At 64.4% G+C, this 19,207-nt stretch carries 22 protein-coding genes; 5 read left to right on the forward strand and 17 right to left on the reverse strand.

The genetic code is table 11. The annotated features are described in order from the left end of the window. Positions 1–6: 6 nt before the first annotated feature. From plsX to LB526_RS06925, 3 genes are all read right to left on the reverse strand, one after another. A complete protein-coding gene (gene plsX / locus LB526_RS06915) occupies positions 7–1,074 on the reverse strand; it encodes a phosphate acyltransferase PlsX (RefSeq protein WP_224627000.1) in 1,068 nt (355 codons plus the stop codon). Positions 1,075–1,204: 130 nt separating this feature from the next. Beyond that, complete coding sequence (locus LB526_RS06920) at positions 1,205–1,753, reverse strand: YceD family protein (protein WP_224608409.1); 549 nt, start codon at positions 1,751–1,753, stop codon at positions 1,205–1,207. Positions 1,754–1,764: 11 nt separating this feature from the next. Next, positions 1,765–2,307, reverse strand: coding sequence for a ubiquinol-cytochrome C chaperone family protein (locus LB526_RS06925; RefSeq protein WP_224530660.1), 543 nt, complete (start codon positions 2,305–2,307; stop codon positions 1,765–1,767). A gap of 117 nt (positions 2,308–2,424) precedes the next feature. On the opposite strand from LB526_RS06925, the gene LB526_RS06930 reads away from it, so the two are divergent. The 3 genes from LB526_RS06930 (at position 2,425) to LB526_RS06940 (ending at position 4,624) form a co-directional block, all read left to right on the forward strand. Continuing rightward, complete coding sequence (locus LB526_RS06930) at positions 2,425–2,949, forward strand: outer membrane protein assembly factor BamE (protein WP_095767674.1); 525 nt, start codon at positions 2,425–2,427, stop codon at positions 2,947–2,949. Positions 2,950–3,087: 138 nt separating this feature from the next. Continuing rightward, positions 3,088–3,633, forward strand: a complete 546-nt coding sequence (locus LB526_RS06935) for a dTDP-4-dehydrorhamnose 3,5-epimerase family protein (protein ID WP_224530664.1) — start codon at positions 3,088–3,090, stop codon at positions 3,631–3,633. Between the two features lies 1 nt (position 3,634). After that, the gene (locus tag LB526_RS06940; protein ID WP_224530668.1) at positions 3,635–4,624 is read left to right on the forward strand and encodes a glycosyltransferase family 2 protein; all 990 of its coding nucleotides are present in this window, start codon (positions 3,635–3,637) and stop codon (positions 4,622–4,624) included. An 82-nt stretch (positions 4,625–4,706) separates the two neighbouring features. Here the strand turns inward: LB526_RS06940 and LB526_RS06945 are convergent, their stop codons facing one another. From LB526_RS06945 to LB526_RS06965, 5 genes are all read right to left on the reverse strand, one after another. Then, positions 4,707–6,848 carry a sodium-translocating pyrophosphatase gene (locus LB526_RS06945; RefSeq protein WP_224530671.1) on the reverse strand — a complete coding sequence of 714 codons (2,142 nt, stop codon included), beginning with the start codon at positions 6,846–6,848 and terminating at the stop codon, positions 4,707–4,709. A gap of 243 nt (positions 6,849–7,091) precedes the next feature. After that, entirely contained in the window at positions 7,092–7,841 is a 750-nt protein-coding gene (locus tag LB526_RS06950) for an ABC transporter permease (protein WP_224530674.1), read from the reverse strand. Continuing rightward, positions 7,838–8,776: an ABC transporter ATP-binding protein gene (locus tag LB526_RS06955; RefSeq protein WP_224627001.1), complete on the reverse strand. Its 939-nt coding sequence runs from the start codon at positions 8,774–8,776 to the stop codon at positions 7,838–7,840. The genes LB526_RS06950 and LB526_RS06955 overlap by 4 nt, the downstream gene beginning before the upstream one ends. After that, the gene (locus LB526_RS06960) at positions 8,773–9,936 is read right to left on the reverse strand and encodes an ABC transporter permease (protein ID WP_224627002.1); all 1,164 of its coding nucleotides are present in this window, start codon (positions 9,934–9,936) and stop codon (positions 8,773–8,775) included. Before LB526_RS06960 ends, LB526_RS06955 begins: the two co-directional genes overlap by 4 nt. A 215-nt stretch (positions 9,937–10,151) precedes the next feature. Next, positions 10,152–11,063: an ABC transporter substrate-binding protein gene (locus LB526_RS06965; protein ID WP_224627003.1), complete on the reverse strand. Its 912-nt coding sequence runs from the start codon at positions 11,061–11,063 to the stop codon at positions 10,152–10,154. 238 nt (positions 11,064–11,301) lie between these two features. Here LB526_RS06965 and LB526_RS06970 point away from each other — a divergent pair, with 238 nt between their 5' ends. Further along, a complete protein-coding gene (locus LB526_RS06970) occupies positions 11,302–11,874 on the forward strand; it encodes an NADPH-dependent FMN reductase (RefSeq protein ID WP_095767682.1) in 573 nt (190 codons plus the stop codon). Between the two features lie 57 nt (positions 11,875–11,931). Here the strand turns inward: LB526_RS06970 and LB526_RS06975 are convergent, their stop codons facing one another. From LB526_RS06975 to glyA, 9 genes are all read right to left on the reverse strand, one after another. After that, entirely contained in the window at positions 11,932–13,152 is a 1,221-nt protein-coding gene (locus LB526_RS06975; protein ID WP_224627004.1) for an MFS transporter, read from the reverse strand. Continuing rightward, a complete protein-coding gene (gene nusB / locus LB526_RS06980) occupies positions 13,149–13,643 on the reverse strand; it encodes a transcription antitermination factor NusB (RefSeq protein WP_095767684.1) in 495 nt (164 codons plus the stop codon). Before nusB ends, LB526_RS06975 begins: the two co-directional genes overlap by 4 nt. Beyond that, positions 13,640–14,134, reverse strand: a complete 495-nt coding sequence (ribH, locus tag LB526_RS06985; RefSeq protein ID WP_095767685.1) for a 6,7-dimethyl-8-ribityllumazine synthase — start codon at positions 14,132–14,134, stop codon at positions 13,640–13,642. The genes nusB and ribH overlap by 4 nt, the downstream gene beginning before the upstream one ends. An 85-nt stretch (positions 14,135–14,219) precedes the next feature. Beyond that, entirely contained in the window at positions 14,220–14,381 is a 162-nt protein-coding gene (locus tag LB526_RS06990) for a hypothetical protein (RefSeq protein ID WP_224608442.1), read from the reverse strand. After that, a complete protein-coding gene (locus LB526_RS06995) occupies positions 14,381–14,998 on the reverse strand; it encodes a riboflavin synthase (RefSeq protein WP_224627005.1) in 618 nt (205 codons plus the stop codon). Before LB526_RS06995 ends, LB526_RS06990 begins: the two co-directional genes overlap by 1 nt. A gap of 61 nt (positions 14,999–15,059) precedes the next feature. Beyond that, positions 15,060–16,187: a bifunctional diaminohydroxyphosphoribosylaminopyrimidine deaminase/5-amino-6-(5-phosphoribosylamino)uracil reductase RibD gene (gene ribD / locus LB526_RS07000; protein ID WP_224627006.1), complete on the reverse strand. Its 1,128-nt coding sequence runs from the start codon at positions 16,185–16,187 to the stop codon at positions 15,060–15,062. A gap of 2 nt (positions 16,188–16,189) precedes the next feature. Next, positions 16,190–16,669 (reverse strand): transcriptional regulator NrdR, encoded by a 480-nt coding sequence (nrdR, locus tag LB526_RS07005; protein ID WP_127300410.1) that lies wholly within the window; start codon positions 16,667–16,669, stop codon positions 16,190–16,192. 140 nt (positions 16,670–16,809) lie between these two features. Then, positions 16,810–17,397 (reverse strand): hypothetical protein, encoded by a 588-nt coding sequence (locus tag LB526_RS07010; RefSeq protein WP_411967294.1) that lies wholly within the window; start codon positions 17,395–17,397, stop codon positions 16,810–16,812. A gap of 76 nt (positions 17,398–17,473) precedes the next feature. Beyond that, positions 17,474–18,787: a serine hydroxymethyltransferase gene (glyA, locus tag LB526_RS07015; RefSeq protein WP_224627010.1), complete on the reverse strand. Its 1,314-nt coding sequence runs from the start codon at positions 18,785–18,787 to the stop codon at positions 17,474–17,476. A gap of 176 nt (positions 18,788–18,963) precedes the next feature. On the opposite strand from glyA, the gene LB526_RS07020 reads away from it, so the two are divergent. Beyond that, a complete protein-coding gene (locus tag LB526_RS07020) occupies positions 18,964–19,155 on the forward strand; it encodes a hypothetical protein (RefSeq protein ID WP_224627012.1) in 192 nt (63 codons plus the stop codon). Positions 19,156–19,207: the final 52 nt, after the last annotated feature.

The following is a 19,207-nucleotide window of genomic DNA, read 5'->3' on the forward strand; positions in this document are numbered from 1 at the left end:
TCTTTCCTATTCCTCGGCGTCGGCGACGCCGGACTTCCTTTTTGCCTGCGCGGTCGGGTTGCGCGCATGGAACAGATCGAGGTCGGCCTCGATCCGGTCAAGCAGATTGTTGCGTACCATATCGTAGCCGAGCTCGATGGCGGCCGCGAATCCGTCCGAATCGGCGCCGCCATGGCTCTTCACGACGATGCCGTTCAACCCCAGGAAGACGCCACCATTGGAGCGACCGACATCCATTTTCTCGCGCAGCCTGTCGAAGGCGCCCTTGGCGAAGACGTAGCCGATCTTGGCCATGAGCGTGCGGCTCATGGCGGCGCGCAGATAGCCGGCGATCTGCCTTGCAGTGCCCTCGGCGGTCTTGAGCGCGATGTTGCCGGCGAAGCCCTCGGTGACCACCACGTCGACCGTGCCCTTGCCGATATCGTCGCCCTCGACGAAGCCGCGATAATTCATCGAGGCCATGTTGGCCTCGCGCAACATGCGGCCGGCTTCCTTGACCTCTTCCTGGCCCTTGATCTCCTCGACGCCGACATTGAGCAGGCCGACGCTCGGCCGCTCGACGCCAAACACCGAGCGCGCCATGCCGGTACCCAGAATGGCGAAATCGATAAGCTGGTGCGCATCCGCGCCGATGGTGGCGCCGACATCGAGCACCACGCTTTCGCCGCGTGTCGTCGGCCAGAGCGCCGCGATCGCCGGGCGGTCGATGGTGGCCATCGTGCGCAGGCAGAATTTCGACATCGCCATCAGCGCGCCGGTGTTGCCGGCCGAGACGCAGGCCTGCGCGCCGCCGTTCTTGACCGCTTCGACGGCCTTCCACATCGACGACTTCCAGCGGCCGTGGCGAAGCGCCTGGCTCGGCTTGTCATCCATGCGCACGGCGATCTCGCAATGGACGAACTCGCATATCTCGGCGAGTTTCGGGAACTTGGCGAGCTCTGGGCGCACCACGTCCTCGCGGCCATAGACGACGAAGCGGATGTCAGGGCGGCGGATGGCGACGGTCATCAGCGCCGGGATGACCACGCTCGGTCCGTGATCGCCGCCCATGGCATCGATGGAAATCCTGATCACGTAGTGCTTTTCTCACGGTTTGCCTGGCTTGCGGCGGACGCCTGCCGAGGTAAGGGGCCTCGCGAAGGTTCGGCGAAAATAACGGTTTTGTGCCTGCGCACAACCAACTTTTCCAAAATCCGGACCACCCTCAGGATTTCCCAAGCAGCGAACGCAGCTTTTTCTGGAATTCGCTTTCCTCGGTCTGATCGTCGCCGGCAACGTCGAGCGAGGCTCCCGACTTGCGCGGATAAGGGTCGATAGCCAGACCGAAAAACTGTTCCGCCAGCCCGCCGACATCGATGGTGTCGCCGGAAAATGTCTCCGGACTGTCCGGTCCGTCGGCGTCGAGGACGATCTCGCCGCCGCCTTCGAAACCTTCGCGCCCAAGCTTCGACTGCTCGGGCAGAAACAGCGCCTCGACGGGCTCGTCGATATGCGCCGCGACCGGATCCAGGGTGACGATGCAGGCTTGCGTGATGTCGGCCGCGACGCGACCGGTGACCTTGACGCCATTGCGCTTCCAGGGAACCACAAGCAGTTCGGCGCGATAGCTCTCGACCGAAAGCAAATCATAGTCGGCGGCAAGCGCCTCGCGCTGGCGCTCATCGGCCTCGACAAGGACAGGCAAGCCCTTTTGCGGCAGGCGCGCGACATTGGCGACGAAGGATACCGGGCTGCGCAGTTCGGCGTCTTTCATGCCGGCCTCCTTCACGCTGCCCCCGCCGCCGGGAACGCGGCGGTGCCGGCAGCGATCGATTCGGTCGGCTGGGCGGCAAGCTTGTGCGAGGCCTCGCAGACATAGTCCGCCAGCAGCGGCGCCTGCGGCCAGGGGCCGGAGTCCGGCCTGACGTTGCGGGCGAGCGCCGCCGCAAGCGCCACCCGATCGTCTTCCTTGAGCGCCTCGTCATAGGCAGCCGTACGGCCGTAAAACATCTTTGCCAGCCTCTTCATGCGTTTGGGCACGCCGACATCGCCAATGCCAAGTTCGCGCAGCGAATGCTCGACATCGAGGAAGAACTCGTCGATCAGCACTTGCGCGACCTCGGCGGCAACGCCTTGTTCGCCATGCAGCCGGTGCTGGACGAGATACATGTGCAGCGACAGCATCTCGAAGCGGCCGAGCGGCGTATCCGGCACATTCCAGTCGGAATAAAACACCGTTTGCCGCGCCGCCGCCACGATTTGTGCGTAGAGCGCGTCGGTGATAGCGCGGTTGGCATTGCGTTCGCGGCCAAAAAGGCGCTGGAACATTGAGGGCGGTCTCCCGGGGACCTGTTGTTTGATTTGGCCTTGTTGCATCGGCATGCAAGCTGGTTTACCGGTTTTGCGGCCCAGCGCAAGTTGCGGGGATGTGATGGAGATTTGTTGTTGGGTGCGCTGAAATTCAAGTCGTTCTTTGCGCCCGCCCCGGTGGGCGCGGCTTCGCTGCTGGTAATGGTGTCAGCGCTTTCCGCCTGCAATTCGTCCAAGATGTTCGGAGATCTCCATCCGAGCGAGACGCTGACGAAAGGCTACGTCATCGACCAGCAGGCAATCGATTCGGTGCCGGTCGGATCGAGCCGCGAGCAGGTGCTTCTGGCGCTGGGCACGCCGTCGACGACGGCGACCTTCGACAACGAGGCCTTCTACTACATCTCGCAAACGCGCAAGCGCTACGTCGCCTTCGACAACCCGCGCATCATCGACCAGCACGTGCTGGCAGTCTATTTCGGCGCTGACGGCCGCGTCACCCAGATCGCCAATTACGGTCTCAAGGACGGCAAGGTCTTCGACTTCATCTCGCGGACGACGCCGACCGGCGGCAAGGACCAGAACTTCCTGAGCCAGGTCATCAGCGGCGCCAGCAAGCTGGCGCCTGGCATTCCCGGCGGCGGTAGCGGCGGTACGCCCTGAGTTCGCTCGCACGGCAACCTGACTGAACGAAAGACTTCGATCGACGGCCTTTCGTCGCCTGCCGGCGACCGTCCGACTGCGCTTGCCTATACCCGTATAGCCACGTATGACGCTTTGGCGATTTCCGGGGGGCTGGATATGAGCAACAACGATCGTACCGTACCGCAGGGCTGGATGGCGACCGGCACGCCTGACCAACAGACGGTGACGCCGGACTGGCTTGCCGTCGATGCGCCGCCGATCGAGGGCGTCACATTCAAGGAAATCAGACCCGTCGCGACTTCCAACGGCTACCTGACCGAGATCTTTCGCGAGGAATGGGCTCTCGATCAATCGCCGGTCGGGCAAGTGTTCCAGCGCACCATGTATCCGGGCGCAGTGACGGGCTGGCACGCACATGCGGCGACCCTCGACCGCCTGTTCTGCTGCGCCGGCAGCGTGCGGATATCGCTTTTCGACGGGCGCAAGGCCTCGCCCAGCTTCGGCACGGTCTGGCACAAGATCGCCGGCGCCCTGCGACCGGCAATCGTTACCATTCCGCCTGGCGTCTGGCACGGTGTCGTGACCCTCGGACCGGAGACAGCGTTGCTGCTCAACCTCGTCGACAAGGCTTACGCCTATGACGCGCCCGACCATTGGCGCCTGCCGCCCGATACGGAACAAATCCCCTACAAGCTGGTGTAGTGTGGAACAGGCCGGTCAAGGCGCGCCAATCGGACCGATCGAACCGCTGGTCTCGATCGTGATAGCGACGCACAATCGTCCGGCGGTGCTGCATCAAGCCCTGAAGAGCCTCATTGGTCAGACCCTGCAGGACTGGGAGGCCATGGTCATCGGCGACGCGTGCCGCCCTGACACCGCGGCCACGGTCGCTGCATTCGAAGACGCCCGCATCTGCTATATCGATCTTCCCGTGAACTTCGGCGAGCAGTCGGGTCCGAACAATATCGGCTTTGCCCGGGCCCGCGGCCGCTTCATCGCCATCTTGAACCATGACGATCTGTGGTTTCCCGACCATCTGGCGTCCATGTGCGGCTGGATCGACGCCACCGGTGCCGATGTGGTGATCGCCCGAGGTGCAGTCATCGAGTCGTCCGCGAGCAAAGGCTCCAGGCATATGATCCTCGGGATGGGCCGGGACGGCTTCTATGACCCAGTTACCACTGTCGGATTCGGTTCCGCGCAAATGATCCGGCGCGCGTCGCTGCCAAGGCTTGGGCCATGGCGCCCGGCCAGCCAGTGCGTTTGCGAGAGTTCCCAGGAATGGCTGTTCCGTGCCTGGCGCAAGGGTGCGGTGATTGCGACAATGCCCCATCTAACCGTGCTCATGCTGCATTCGGGCAAGCGCGAAGGCAGCTACGCGCGAGATACGGCGCGGGAACAGGAAGAACTGATGGACGCGATGGATGCTCCAGACGCGTTGCGGGTCAGGATTCTCGGCAACGCCGAGGAGCCTGCCCCCCTCAAGCGCTCCCGCTATCTCAAACGCAGGCTTCTGGCCATGTTTGGCATACATCCGCGGGCGCGGTCCTTCCGTCGCCAATATCGCCGCGGCGCGTTCATTGCCATGTTGCGCCGGACACGCGGCTTGCCGCCGATGCCCGAACGAGAACCAGACGCCAACGCGTTGCTGGCCCGCTATCGCCGTGACGGCGAAAGGCCGGAAGCCGGTTGAGTGCCCCGGAATGTATGATGTCATGCCGAAACACAAAGCCCGCGGGATCGCTCCCGCGGGCTTTGTCCTGGAATAGCCGCAATCAGCCGTGCGCAAGCACGGCAAGCAGAAGCAGCGCGACGATGTTGGTGATCTTGATCGCCGGGTTGACGGCCGGGCCGGCGGTGTCCTTGTAGGGATCGCCGACGGTGTCGCCGGTGACCGAGGCCTTGTGCGCTTCCGAACCCTTCAGGTGCTTGACGCCGTCCTTGTCGGTGAATCCGTCCTCGAACGACTTCTTGGCGTTGTCCCAGGCGCCGCCGCCGGAGGTCATCGAGATGGCAACGAAGAGACCGTTGACGATGACGCCGAGCAGCGAGGCGCCGAGCGCCGCAAAGGCCGAGGCCTTCGAGCCCGAGATCAGGAGCACGCCGAAATAGACGACGAGCGGCGCGAGCACCGGCAGCAGCGACGGGATGATCATTTCCCGGATCGCCGCCCTGGTCAGGATGTCGACGGCACGCGCGTAGTTCGGCTTGGAGGTGCCGGCCATGATGCCCTTGTCCTCGCGGAACTGCTTGCGCACTTCCTCGACGATCGAGCCGGCGGCGCGACCGACCGCGGTCATCGCGATACCGCCGAACAGATAGGGAATCAGGCCGCCGAAGATGAGACCGGCGACGACATACGGGTTGGAGAGATCGAAGGAGATCTCGCCCATGCCCTGGAAGTAGGGGTACTTATCGCCATTGGCGGCAAAGAACCTGAGATCATTCGAGTAGGCGGCGAACAGCACCAGCGCGCCGAGGCCGGCCGAGCCGATGGCGTAGCCCTTGGTCACCGCCTTGGTGGTGTTGCCGACCGCGTCGAGCGCGTCGGTCGAGTGGCGCACTTCCTTGGGCAGGCCGGCCATTTCGGCAATGCCGCCGGCATTGTCGGTGACCGGGCCGAAAGCGTCGAGCGCCACAATCATGCCGGCCAGCCCGAGCATGGTGGTGACCGCGATCGCTGTGCCGAAAAGGCCGCCGAGCTGATAGGTGGCGATGATGCCGCCGACGATGACGATGGCCGGCAGCGCCGTCGATTCCAGCGAGACCGCGAGGCCCTGGATGACGTTGGTGCCGTGGCCGGTCACCGACGCCTGAGCGATCGAGTTCACCGGACGCTTGTTGGTGCCGGTGTAGTATTCCGTGATCACGACAATCAAGCCGGTCACAGCCAAGCCGATCAGGCCGCAGATGAACAGGTTCTTGCCGGTGATGACGATGCCGGCGACCGTGCCGACCTCGCCCCAGCCGAGCGTGGCCGATGTAGCGGCGGCGAGGCCGACGATCGACAGCAGGCCGGTGACGATCAGGCCCTTATAGAGCGCGCCCATGATCGAGCCGTTGGAACCCAGCTTGACGAAGAAGGTGCCGACGATCGAGGTCAGGATGCAGGCGCCGCAGATGGCCAGCGGATAGAGCATCGCGGCCCCCAGCATCGCGGTACCGCCGAAGAAGATGGCGGCGAGCACCATGGTGGCGACGACGGTCACCGCATAGGTCTCGAACAGATCGGCGGCCATGCCGGCGCAGTCGCCGACATTGTCGCCGACATTGTCGGCGATGGTGGCCGGGTTGCGCGGATCGTCTTCGGGGATACCGGCCTCGACCTTGCCGACGAGATCGCCGCCGACGTCGGCGCCCTTGGTGAAGATGCCGCCGCCGAGACGGGCGAAGATCGAGATCAGCGAGGCGCCGAAGCCGAGGGCGACGAGTGAGTCGATGACGACGCGGTCGTTCGGCTGCAGGCCCATCGGGCCGGTCAGGATGAAGTAGTAGATCGAGACGCCAAGCAGCGCCAGGCCCGCGACCAGCATGCCGGTGATGGCGCCCGACTTGAAGGCGATGTCGAGGCCGGCGGCAAGGCTGTTCGAAGCGGCTTGCGCGGTTCGCACATTGGCGCGCACCGAGACATGCATGCCGATGAAACCAGCGGCGCCCGAGAGCACCGCGCCGATCAGGAAGCCGATGGCGGCGGTGATCGAAAGCAGCCACCAGGCAAGCAGGAGAACGACGATGCCGACGATCGCGATGGTCGTGTACTGGCGCGCCAGGTAAGCCTGGGCGCCTTCGCGGATGGCGGCGGAGATTTCCTGCATGCGCTGATTGCCCTGATCGGACGCAAGGACCGAACGTGTCGCCCAGATGGCGTACAGAACTGACAGCAGGCCGCAGGCGATGACGGCGGTAATGATGGTCATTGCCGGATTTTCCTCGATTGATGGCCCAAAAGAACCCCTCCCTGGGCCGTTGGAACGGAGATGGATGCCGCATGCGGAATCCACCCCTTGGCTGGGGTGTATGCGAAACAGGGCTTGGAACGTCAAGATATTGTTCGGTTTTTGCCCGGCTTTCGCCCAAAAGACGATGGTGCCAATAGCTGTGTCGGCGCAGGCTTCGAATTAGATCGATTGAAATGACGCCGGGTATTGCCGACCAACCAGCTACTCCGCCCCCTGCCCCATACGCCGCGCGGCGTAGCGTTCGATCGCCGACAGGCCGTCATAGATCAGCACGGCAAGCGCCGCGACGATCAGGCCGCCCTGCAGCACGAAGGCAAGGTTGTTCGAGATCAGGCCGGCGATTATCACCTCGCCGAGCGTCTTGGCGGCAACCGTTGAGCCGATGGTCGCGGTGGCGAGGCTGATGACCACCGAGAGCCGGATGCCGCCGAGGATCACCGGGGCGCTCAGCGGCAGCTCGACCTTCATCAGCCTTTGCCAGCCGGTCATGCCTGCGCCGCGCGCCGCTTCCATCACGTTGCCGGGCAGCGTGGTGAGCGCCGTCAGCGCATTCTCGAAGATCGGCAGCAGGCCGTAGAGGAAGAGCGCGATCAGCGTCGGCTTCTCGCCGAAGCCGACGGCCGGCACGGCAAGCGCCAGCACCGCAACCGGCGGGAAGGTCTGGCCGATATTGACCAGGCTGCGCGACAAGGGCAGGAACTCGGCGCCGGCCGGCCTGGTGACCAGGATGGCTAAAGCCACGGCCACGATCGTCGCCGCCACTGTCGCCATCAGCACGATCCGCAGATGCTGCAATGTCAGCGTCAGCAGGCTGCCCTGGTTGTAGATCGCCGGCGCACCATTCTCGGTCAGCGGTTTCAGCAGCGGCTCGAACCAGTTCGGGCTGGTGATGAAGACCGCCAGCAGCAAGAGAACAGCCAGCCTCAGCATCGCAGGCAGGCGGGCTTTCATTGCGGCCTCGCCGCGCGTTTCACCAGGCCTTCGATGGTGACCCGACCGAGCAGCTTGCCGTCGGCGCCTTTCACCGGCAGCGCCGGGCGTCCTGACCACAACAGCTCGGCCAGGGCGTCGCGCTGCGTGGCTTCGCCGCGGATCGCCTCGCCTTCGGCACTGCCGGGCTCCACGGCGTCGCGCACTGGCCCCAGCGACAGCAGCCGGAACGGCCTTTCGCTGGCGCCGACCAGTGTCTCGACGAAGCCGTTCGCAGGCCTGGCCAGAATCTCCGCCGGCTTTGCGTATTGCACCAGCTTGCCCGCATCCATGACGGCTATTTTGTCGCCCAGATGCACCGCTTCTTCCATGTCGTGGGTGACGAGGATGATGGTGGTGCCGAAGCGCTTCTGGATCGCCAGCAGATCCTCCTGCGCCTTGGTGCGGATGATCGGGTCGAGCGCGCCGAAGGGCTCGTCCATCAAAAGCACGTTTGGCTCGGCGGCCAAAGCGCGGGCAACGCCGACGCGCTGCTGCTGCCCGCCGGAAAGCTCGTGCGGGTAGCGCGGCCCGTAAGCCTGCGGGTCGAGCTGGTAGAGCGTCATCAACTCGTCGACGCGCGCCTTGATGCGGTCTCGGTCCCAACCGAGCAGCAACGGCACGGTGGCGATGTTCTGCGCTACCGTGCGGTGTGGAAACAGGCCATGCCCCTGGATGGCGTAGCCGATGCTGCGGCGCAGCTGATAGCCGGGCACCGAGCGGTTGTCGGCACCGTCGAGCTTGATGACGCCGGAGGTCGGCTCGACCAGCCGATTGATCATCCGGAGCAGCGTCGTCTTGCCGGACCCCGACGTGCCGACGATGGTTGCGACGGTTCGAGGCTCGATGACCATCGAAACATTGTCGACCACCGTCGTCTCGTCATAGCGCTTGGTAATGCCTTCGATTTCGATCATGCCGTTTCAACCCTGCGCTTGGTGGCGGTCATCTCGATGACCGCGTCGAGGATGATCGCCGCAGCAAAGGCCAGCGCCACGGTCGGCAGCGCGCCGAGCAGCACCAGATCCATCGCCGTCTGGCCGACACCCTGGAAAACAAACACGCCGAAGCCGCCGCCGCCGATCAGCGCGGCGATAGTGGCAAGCCCGATGTTCTGAACAAGCACGATGCGGATGCCGGTCAGGATCACCGGAAAGGCGAGCGGGAACTCGACATCGAAGAGGCGCTGGCGATCGGTCATGCCCATGCCGCGCGCGGCGTCGTTGGCGGCGCGTGGCACGCCGGCGAGTCCCACCACGGTGTTGGCCACCACCGGCAGCAGCGAATAGAGGAACAGCGCGACAAAGGCCGGCGCGGTGCCGATGCCCCTGATGCCGACCGCGGCGGCACCCGGCACGTGCAGGGCGACCCAGCCGAGCGGCGCGATCAGCAGGCCAAAGAGCGCGATCGACGGAATGGTCTGGATGATGTTGAGCACGTTGAGCACCCCTGCCCGCAGCTTCTCGACGCGATGGCACAAGATGCCGAGCGGTATCCCGACCACGACCGCGCCGGCCAGCGAACCAAGCGCCAGCGTGACGTGCTTGGAAGCTTCAGCCCAGAAACTGTCGGCGCGGCCTGCATATTCCTTGAGGATGGAAAGACTGTCCCAACGTCCCGAAACGAGCAGTGCGGCAATGGCCAAAGCGGCCAGCACCAGCACGCCGACGCGCGCCCTGGGCGACAGGTTCAGCCTGGTCAGCACATCGGCGAGGAGCAAGGTGAAGGCAAAGATCAGCAGCCAGAAACCCGAAGCCGGCGAGACGCGAGCGAAGGTGTTGCCGGCGGGCGTCAGAAAACGGCCGGCAACACCGATCAGGACCGATAGCGCGACCAGCGCCACGACGCCGGCGATCAGCCTGAGCAAAAGCGGCGTCCTGAGCAGGGCGACGATCGCGGCCCCTGTCACTATCGCCAGCAATAGCATGCCAAGCATGGACGGCAGCGCTTCCAGGATCGAGCGTGCCTGCCCCGGCACGATACGGTTGGCGCGGAACGTGGCGAACGGGGCGAGGAACGCGGCGTAGGCCACGATCGCGGCAATGACGACGCCGAGCTTGTCGAGGCGCAGGGTCATGACGCGCGTTTGCGCGAGGCGCCCCCCTCTGGCCTACCGGCCATCTCCCCCTCTATGGGGGAGATCAGATGTCGCGAGGGCCTTCGCCAATCACCAAGGCCGGAGAAGAGAGCGAGGCGCAGCAACAGCCAATCTCCCCCCTTGAGGGGGAGATGTCCGGCAGGACAGAGGGGGGCGCCTCGCAACGACTTCTCGCTTTTCAAGGCGGGCTTATCTTACTTCAAAAACCCGTTCTTCTTCAAAAAATCCTCCGCGACCCCCTTCGCCGGCTCGCCGCCCAGCTGAACGCGGCCGTTGAGCCCCTGCAACGTGACGAGATCGAGCTTGGCGAAGACCGGCTTCAGCAGCGTCTCGATCTCGGGATGCTGCTTCAGGACCTCTTCCCGGATGATCGGTGCGGGCTGATAGACGGGCTGCACAGCCTTGTCGTCCTCGAGCACGACGAGGCCGGAAGGCTGGATGCCGCCATCGGTACCATAGACCATGGCGGCGTTGGCGCCGTTGGTCTGGTTGGCGGCGGCTGCGATGGTCGCCGCGGTATCGCCACCGGAGAGCGTGATCAGCTGATCCGGCTTCAGCGTGAAGCCGTATGTCGTCTGGAAGGCCGGGAGCGCCGCCGCCGAATTGACGAACTCGGCGGAGGCCGCCAGCACAACCTTGCCGCCGCCCGCGACGTATTTGCCGAAGTCGGTCAAGGTGACGAGCTTGTTCTCGTCGGCCACTTCCTTGCGCAGCGCGATCGCCCAGGTGTTGTTGGCCGGCGACGGCGATAGCCAGACGATCTTGTTGGCATCATAGTCGAGCTTCTTGGCGGTTTCGTAGCCCTTGGCGGCGTCCTTCCAGACCGGATCGTCTGCCTTCTGGAAGAAGAAGGCGGCATTGCCGGTATATTCGGGATAGATGTCGATCTCGCCAGCGGTGATCGCCTTGCGCACCACGGGCGTCGCGCCGAGCTGGATCCGGTCCGTCGTCTTGATGTTGTTGGCGTTAAGCACGAGCTGGATGATATTGCCCAGCACCCCGCCTTCGGTATCGATCTTCGAGGAGACGACCACCTGGGCGCTGGCCGAGGCAGTGGCAAGGCCGAGCGCGAGGGCCGCTACGGCGAGCTTTCCGATTGAAAACATTGTGAGAATCCCTTGCTGTGGACCGATTAATCGGTGACCGCATGTGAGCACGGCTATGACGGGCAGTCGGGGTACACGGTTTCATAACTTGGGGGACAGGCGCAATAATTTTGTTCGATCCGACAAAAGCACTGTTCCACCCGACATAGCGCGATGCCGACCTAAGGCCGGCTGGCGGCTTACCCTGTTTTGCGAAATATTGGGAAAGGCGGGTCGGCGGCCAAAACAGGAGTGTGTCATGGCCAAGCACAAAGTCGGCTACCTCATCGGCAGCCTCGCCAAGGGCTCCATCAACCGCAAGCTTGCGAAGGCTCTCGTCAAACTGGCGCCGCCGGAACTTGAGATGACGGAAATCCCCTTCAAGGACTTGCCGCTCTACAGCTACGACTATGACGCCGCCTTCCCGCCTGTCGCCCTGGAGTTCAAGAAAGCCATCGCATCCGTCCAGGCGGTGCTTTTCGTCACGCCGGAGTACAACCGATCGATCCCCGGCGGCCTGAAGAATGCAATCGACTGGGCCAGCCGGCCCTACGGCAAGAACTCCTTTGCCCGCAAACCGACTGCCGTCATCGGAACATCGCCGGGCGCGATCGCAACCGCGGTCGCCCAACAGAGCCTGCGCAGCGTGCTCAGCTTCTGCAACGCGCCCCAGATGAACTCGCCCGAAGCCTACATTCAGTTCACCCCGGGGCTGATCACCGACGATGGCGAGGTGACGGTGGCGTCAACAGAGACATTCCTGCGCAACTATATGCAGGAGTTCCACATGTTCATCGCGCGGGTCCTGCAGGTGCTCCCCCCGGATGCCTGACGCCGGTCGTTCAGGCAGGTTGTTCAAGAGGCCGGAAGAGCTGGTCGGGCGCCTTCTTCAAGATTTGGGAGCGCCCACCAACTTCAACGTGCCGAGCGCGGCAAAGCAGAGCGCGACGACCGGGAAGACGATCCAGTTCAGCATGGTCCAGCCCCAGGCGTTGTAGATCGCGCCCGACATCAGCGAAGCGAATGCGACGGAGCCGAACAGGGCAAAGTCGTGGAAACCCTGGACCTTGCTCTTCTCGGAGGGCCGGTAGCTGGCCGCGACCATTGCGGTGGCACCGATGAAACCGAAATTCCAGCCGAGCCCGAGCAGGATCAGCGCCGTCCAGAACTGCCAGAGCGCCAAGCCGGAAAGCGCCACGGCAGCACAGCCGATCAGCAGGACAAGGCCAGTGGCGACGATGCGCTCGGCGCCGAAGCGATGGATCAGCGTACCGGTGAAGAAGCTTGGCCCGAACATGGCCATGACGTGCCACGAAATGCCAAGCGTGGCATTGTCTTCCGACAGGCCGCAGCCGACCATGGCGAGCGGCGCGCCGGTCATGACGAAGCTCATCAGCGCGTAGCTGCCGACGGTGCAGAACAACGCGGCGACGAAACGCGGCTGGGCGACAATTTCAATCAACCGGCGGGCATCGCTTACAGCGGGTTCAGTGACGGCGCCGGTCCGGGAGGAAACCCGCAGGAACGACAGGATGAGCGCGCCAACCGCCGCCAGGGGCAGGATCGAGGCGAAGGACCCGGCAAACATTACCGGAGCCAGCAATTCGCGCGTGTAGATGACGATCTGCGGCCCGAGGACGGCGGTGATGATGCCGCCCGCCAGCACGAAGGAGATGGCGCGCGCCTTGAATTCCGGCGGCGCATTGTCGGCAGCCGCGAAGCGGAATTGCTGGACGAAAGCGCCACCGACGCCAATGACGCAGAGGCCGAAGGCGAACAGCCAGAAGCTTGCCTGGAAGAGCGCGAGCGTCGCGACCAGGCCACCGAGCGCGGTGACGATAGTGCCTGTCATGAAGCCGCCGCGATGGCCGAGCCGGCGGATGATGGCAGCGGCCGGCAAGGCTCCCAGCGCCACGCCGATATTGAAACCGGTGACCGGCGCCGTCGCGAGCGACTTGTCTGGACCGAGCAGATATTGCCCGGCGAGCGCGCCCAGCGAAATGGCGATCGGCGCGGCCGAACCGACGATCGCCTGCGCTGCGGCAAGCAGCACCGCCGTGCGACGCCCTTCCCTGCCGGTCTCGGCGAACGCGGCCGTTGCGGTCGTCACGAAGCGTCCTTGCCGCGTCCCTCGCCGCGAACCCGGCGCGAAACGCGATCCAGCACGGCGTTGACCAGCTTCGGCTCGTCTTCCTCGTAAAATGCCTTGGCGATGTCGACATATTCGGAGACGATGACGGCCACCGGCACGTCCTCGCGCTTCATCAGTTCGTAGACGCCGGCGCGAAGGATGGCGCGTAGCGTCGAATCCAGCCGCGACAGCGGCCAGTCCTCGGTGAGCGCCTGGCGGATGACGGGATCGATGGTCTTCTGGTTCTCGACGACGCCGGTCAGGATGGCGCGGAACCATTGCGCGTCGGCCTCGCGATAGAGCGCGCCGTCGACCTCCTTGCCGAGGCGGAAGGCTTCGTATTCGGCCGTGATCTCGAAGACGCCGCTGCCGGCCACATCCATCTGATAGAGCGCCTGGACGGCGGCAAGACGAGCGGCACCACGCTTGTTGGCGTGGCGCACCGCACCGGTCGAGGCGGGATCGGTCACGATTGGGCTCCGAATTTCTCTTTGAGCGCGATCATGGTCAGCGCCGCGCGCGCCGCGAAGCCGCCCTTGTCGCCTTCCGTCTTGCGCGCGCGCGCCCATGCCTGCGCGTCGTTCTCGGTCGTCAGGATGCCGTTGCCGATCGCGATCGCCTCCTGCACCGAAAGATCCATCAGCGCGCGGCTCGATTCATTGGCGACGATGTCGAAATGATAGGTGTCGCCGCGGACGACGGTGCCGAGCGCAACAAAACCGTCGTAATGCGTGCCGCCTTCGGCCGCTCCATCGAGCGCGAAGGTTATAACGGCCGGTATTTCGAGCGAGCCGGGAACCGTCACCACGTCATAAGTGGCGCCGGCCTCATCGAGCGCGCCGGTTGCGCCATCGAGCAGGGCGTCGGCGAGATCGTCGTGAAAGCGCGCTTCGACAATGAGCAGATGCGCCTTCGCCTTCGGGCGAATGAACGCTTTGCCGTGTTGGGATGTGCCAGCCATAAAAGTCTCCGGGGGGTTGCCGGTGACTTAGGCCGAAGCCGTGTTGACCGCAAGCGGAAGATGCTGCGGCGCGACGTTCTGTGACCTATTCAGGCTGACGCGTTGCGAGATCCGCGCGATCCACCAGGCTTTTGACCCAAGCCTCGACTTCCTGGTGTTTTATCACTCTGCCGGCATCGACATCCGCCAACGCGTCGAGAGTCATCTGCCGGCGCTCGACGGTCTCTTCAGCTCCTTTGGGATCCATCACAGCCCCTCTTTCGCGGCCTCGGCCAGGCGCGCGGCATAGCGGGCCATGGTGTCGATCTCGATGTTGACGCGGTCGCCGGCCTGGCGCTCGCCCCAGGTGGTGACGCTCAGCGAGTGATGGATGAGGAGCACGTCGAAGCGGGTCGCTTCGACCTTGTTGACGGTAAGCGAAGTGCCGTCGAGCGCGACCGACCCTTTGGGCGCGATGAACTTCGCCAGATGGCGCGGCGCCTCCAGCGTGAAGCGCACGGCATCGCCCTCTTCCTTGCGCTCGACGATTTCGGCGGTGCCATCGACATGACCGGAGACGATGTGGCCGCCGAGTTCGTCGCCGATCTTCAGCGCGCGTTCGAGATTTATCCTGGTGCCGGGCTTCCAACTTGACGCGGTGGTCAGTCTGAGCGCTTCCTCCCAGGCCTCGACCTCGAACCAGCGCGCATTCGAGCCGTGCTCGGGCAGCGCCGTGACGGTCAAGCAGACGCCGCCGCAAGAGATCGAGGCGCCAATCGCGATGGTCTCGGGATCATAGGCGGTGTCGATGCGCAGGCCGATGCCTTCGGCGAGCGGCTTCACGCTCGCAACCGTACCAACATCAGTCACAATTCCCGTAAACATCAGAAAGCGTCTTTCGTATTGACCGTGATCTGATCCAAAAACCGGTTCCCACTTTTTGGGCTCATGGTCTTACCCACTCGGCGTAACTGTCCTCGCCGAAGCGCATGTCACGCAGCTTGCGAAATCCAGCCGGGATGTGGTCGGCGTCGATGGGCGATGCAATACCGTCCTCGCCGATCGCCTCCGGCCCCTGGAACAGGACGATGCGGTCGACCAGGTCTTCCTCCAGGAAGGCCTTGGCCACCCTGGCGCCGCCTTCGACCAAAACGCTCGCCATGCCGAGTGCCGCCAGATCCTCCAGCAACTCCGGCAAGGCTATCTCGCTTTCATAGGTTTCCGTGCCGATGAAGTGCACGCCTGCGCGTTCGAGCGACGCCCGCCGGTGCGCATCGGCCTCTGGGCAAGCAGCGACATAGAGCGGCACGCGGTCGACGCCCGAGACCAGCTTCGACGTCTCCGGCAACCGGATCTGGCGATCGAGGACGATGCGCGCCGGCGAGCGGTTCTCCAGTCCGGGCAGGCGCACGGTCAGCGCCGGGTCGTCCTCGAGCGCGGTGCCGATGCCGATCAGGATGGCGTCGGCCTCGGCGCGCATCAGATAGACGTCGCGCCGGGCGATCTCGCCGGTGATGGCGACCTGTCCGGCGCCTTTGCGGCCGATCTTGCCATCGCTAGAAAGCGCAAGCTTCAGAGTCACTTCCGGGCGTTTTTTCAGAGAACGAGTCAGATAGCCGGCCATCTGCTCGGCGGCCTCGGTGGCCAGCACCTTCTCCGCCACCTCGACGCCGGCGGCGCGCAGGATGGCGTAGCCCTTGCCGGAGACGCGCGGATCGGGATCGCTCGCCGCACCGACGACGCGCGCTATGCCGGCATTGACCAGCGCGTTGGCGCAAGGCGGCGTGCGGCCGTGATGGGCGCAAGGCTCCAGAGTAACGTAAGCCGTGGCGCCACGCGCGAGTTCGCCGGCTTCGGCCAGCGCCTCGGTCTCGGCATGCGGCCGGCCACCCACGGCCGTCACCCCGGTGCCGACGATCATCGGACCGGCGCCGTCGTCGCGCACGATAATGGTGCCGACGGAAGGGTTGGTTGAGGTGCGGCCGGCATTGCGGCGCGACAGCCTGATGGCCGCGGCCATGAACCGGCGATCAAGGGCCGCCTGCGCGGCCTCGTCCAGTCGCGGTCCCGCCATGATCAGCCGGCGTCCTCTTCGGTCTTCTCCTCGTCGCCCTTCAATTCGCCCAGCAGCTCGTGAAAATCCTTGGCCTCGCGGAAGTTCCGGTAGACCGAGGCGAAGCGGACATAGGCAACGTCATCGAGCGATTTCAGCGCCTCCATGACCAGCCGGCCGACCTCGCCCGAGGCAATCTCGGTTTCGCCGGAGCTTTCGAGCTGGCGCACGATGCCGGTGACGGCGCGGTCGATGCGCTCGGGGTCGACATTGCGCTTGCGCACAGCGATCTCGACGGAGCGCAGCAACTTGTCACGGTCGAAAGGTACCTTGCGGCCGGACTTCTTGATGACGACAAGATCGCGCAGTTGGACACGCTCGAAGGTGGTAAAACGACCACCGCAATCAGGACAGACGCGGCGCCTGCGGATGGCCGCGCCATCCTCGGCGGGACGCGAATCCTTCACCTGCGTATCTTCGGACTGGCAATAGGGACAGCGCATGGGAAGCTTTCGGTTTGGCGATTCTCAGGATCCGGGAAGGCTTAGTTTGTTTTGCCGCCACGGCAAAGCGCGGAGCCTTCCTATCAGAGATAGCGAGGCGCAAGCACAATTGCCAGCGCCCTGCCCCAAGGCCGGCAACGTCAGGGCGCGACGTCCTTGGTCGAAAACCCGCAGGACGTGCCGAGATTGCGATAAGCCTTGGTGAAGCCATCCATCGGAATGCTGGCGACAGCCTGTTTGCCGAAAGTCACATCGAGCGAGGTGACCTTGCGCATGGCGCGCAGCAAGGCCACGCTGGTCTTGGCCTGGTTGTCGACCAACCAGCTCGGGCGGCCGCCGGCGGCGGCGTTGGAGGTGACCGTCGCGGCGACCTTCACGCCGGGGTCGCCGAACGTCGCGGCGATCTTATCGCCGGTCGGCAAGGTCTTGTTGTCGATGATGAACATGATGGCCGGATAGGCATCCGGCGGCAGCGCGTCGCCGGTCGAGATCGACAGCGTCAGGGATCCGGCATTGCCGTTGCCGTCGAGGAAAGCCGTCGAGGCGGCGCAGGTCTTGTGCGAGTCCTGCCCGGTATCGAGCGTATCGATGATGGTGGTCCACCTGCCGAAAGTATTGGTGGCGGGCAGATCAGCATTCGGCTTGGTTTCGTCCTGAGCCATCGCGGCGGAGGCGGCGAAGGCGGCAAGCGGGCCAAGCAAAGCCGCGGCGAGACGGGAAGTACGCATCATCGGATCTCCAGTAAGCCGCGCCGCCCACAGGAGCGGCGCAAGCGCAGGATAAAAGATGACGCGCGGCGCCCGGTCAACCGAGATAGGGATAGAGCGGAAAGCGATCGGTCAGCGCCGTGACCTTGGCCTTCACAGCAGCCTCGACCGCCGCGTTGCCCTCATCGGAATTCGCCGCCTTCAGCCCGTCCAGCACCTCGGCGATCAGCTTGCCGATCTCGCGGAACTCGGCCTGGCCGAAGCCGCGCGTGGTGCCGGCCGGCGTGCCGAGGCGCACGCCAGAGGTGACGAACGGCTTTTCCGGATCGAATGGGATGCCGTTCTTGTTGCAGGTGATGTTGGCGCGGCCAAGGGCTGCCTCCGCGCGCTTGCCGGTGGCGTTCTTCGGACGAAGGTCGACCAGCATCAGGTGATTGTCGGTGCCGCCCGAGACGATGTCGAGGCCAGTCTCCTGCAGGCTGGAGGCCAGCGCCTTGGCATTGGCGACGATGCTTTCGGCATAGGCCTTGAAGCTCGGCTTCAGCGCTTCGCCGAGCGCCACCGCCTTGGCGGCGATGACATGCATCAGCGGCCCGCCCTGCAGGCCCGGGAACACCGCCGAGTTCATCTTCTTGGCGATTTCCTCGTCATTGCACAGGATCATGCCGCCGCGCGGGCCGCGCAGCGACTTGTGGGTCGTCGTGGTCACGACATGGGCGTGGGGCAGCGGCGACGGATGCATGCCGCCGGCGACGAGACCGGCGATATGCGCCATGTCGACCATGAGATAGGCGCCGATCGAATCGGCGATCTCGCGGAAACGCTTCCAGTCCCAGATGCGCGAATAGGCGGTGCCGCCGGCCAGGATCAGCTTCGGCTTCGTCTCATGCGCGGTCTTCTCGATCGCGTCCATATCGAGCAGGTGATCGTCCTTGCGCACGCCGTAGGAGACGACCTTGAACCACTTGCCGCTCATATTGACCGGCGAGCCGTGGGTGAGATGGCCGCCCGAATTCAGGTCGAGACCCATGAAAGTGTCGCCGGGCTGGAGCAGCGCCAGAAACACCGCCTGGTTCATCTGGCTGCCCGAGTTCGGCTGGACGTTGGCGAAGTTGCAGCCGAACAGTTTTTTGGCGCGCTCGATGGCCAGTTCCTCGGCCACGTCGACGAACTGGCAGCCGCCATAGTAGCGCTTGCCCGGGTAGCCCTCGGCATATTTGTTGGTCATGATCGAGCCTTGCGCCTCGAGCACGGCGCGCGACACGATGTTTTCGGAAGCGATCAGCTCGATCTCATGGCGCTGGCGGCCGAGCTCATTGCGGATGGAGCCGAAGATTTCCGGATCGGCATCGGCAAGCGTGGTCTCGAAGAAGGATTCGAATTTGCTGGAGGCTGCCGCGGCATTAGACATGGCTTGCTTTCCCTTGGGGCCGGAGGTCTGCGAGGTCGCCGCGCATTAACACAGTTGTTTTCGGCCCGCCACGTTTGCGGCGCGAAATTTGCTGGCCGGTTTGCGTCAAGCCAAGCCTGGCGGATGCTAATCGCGCGGTTCGCGGCTTCAGCATCGCCTCTGAGAAGGTGATTTCGGTGAACAGCTTGCGCGCCGTGTGGTCGTTGATGTCGCCACGGCGAAGCATCGTCCCGCAGTTCGGCGCGCTCGGCCTCGATGCCGGCAAGCCTGAAGCCGGTTCGATCGCTGATTTAGTCCGATCATGCGCAATTGAAGGCGCGCCGTCCAGCACCGAGGCTGTCGTTCTGCTTGCTGGCAGTTGCGGCTGACCTGAACGAAAAGGCCGCTACGAGAGCGGCCTTTTTCTTCTTAGATCGGATG

The sequence above is a fragment of the Mesorhizobium sp. CA6 genome, assembly GCF_020165035.1.
GTDB lineage: Bacteria > Pseudomonadota > Alphaproteobacteria > Rhizobiales > Rhizobiaceae > Mesorhizobium.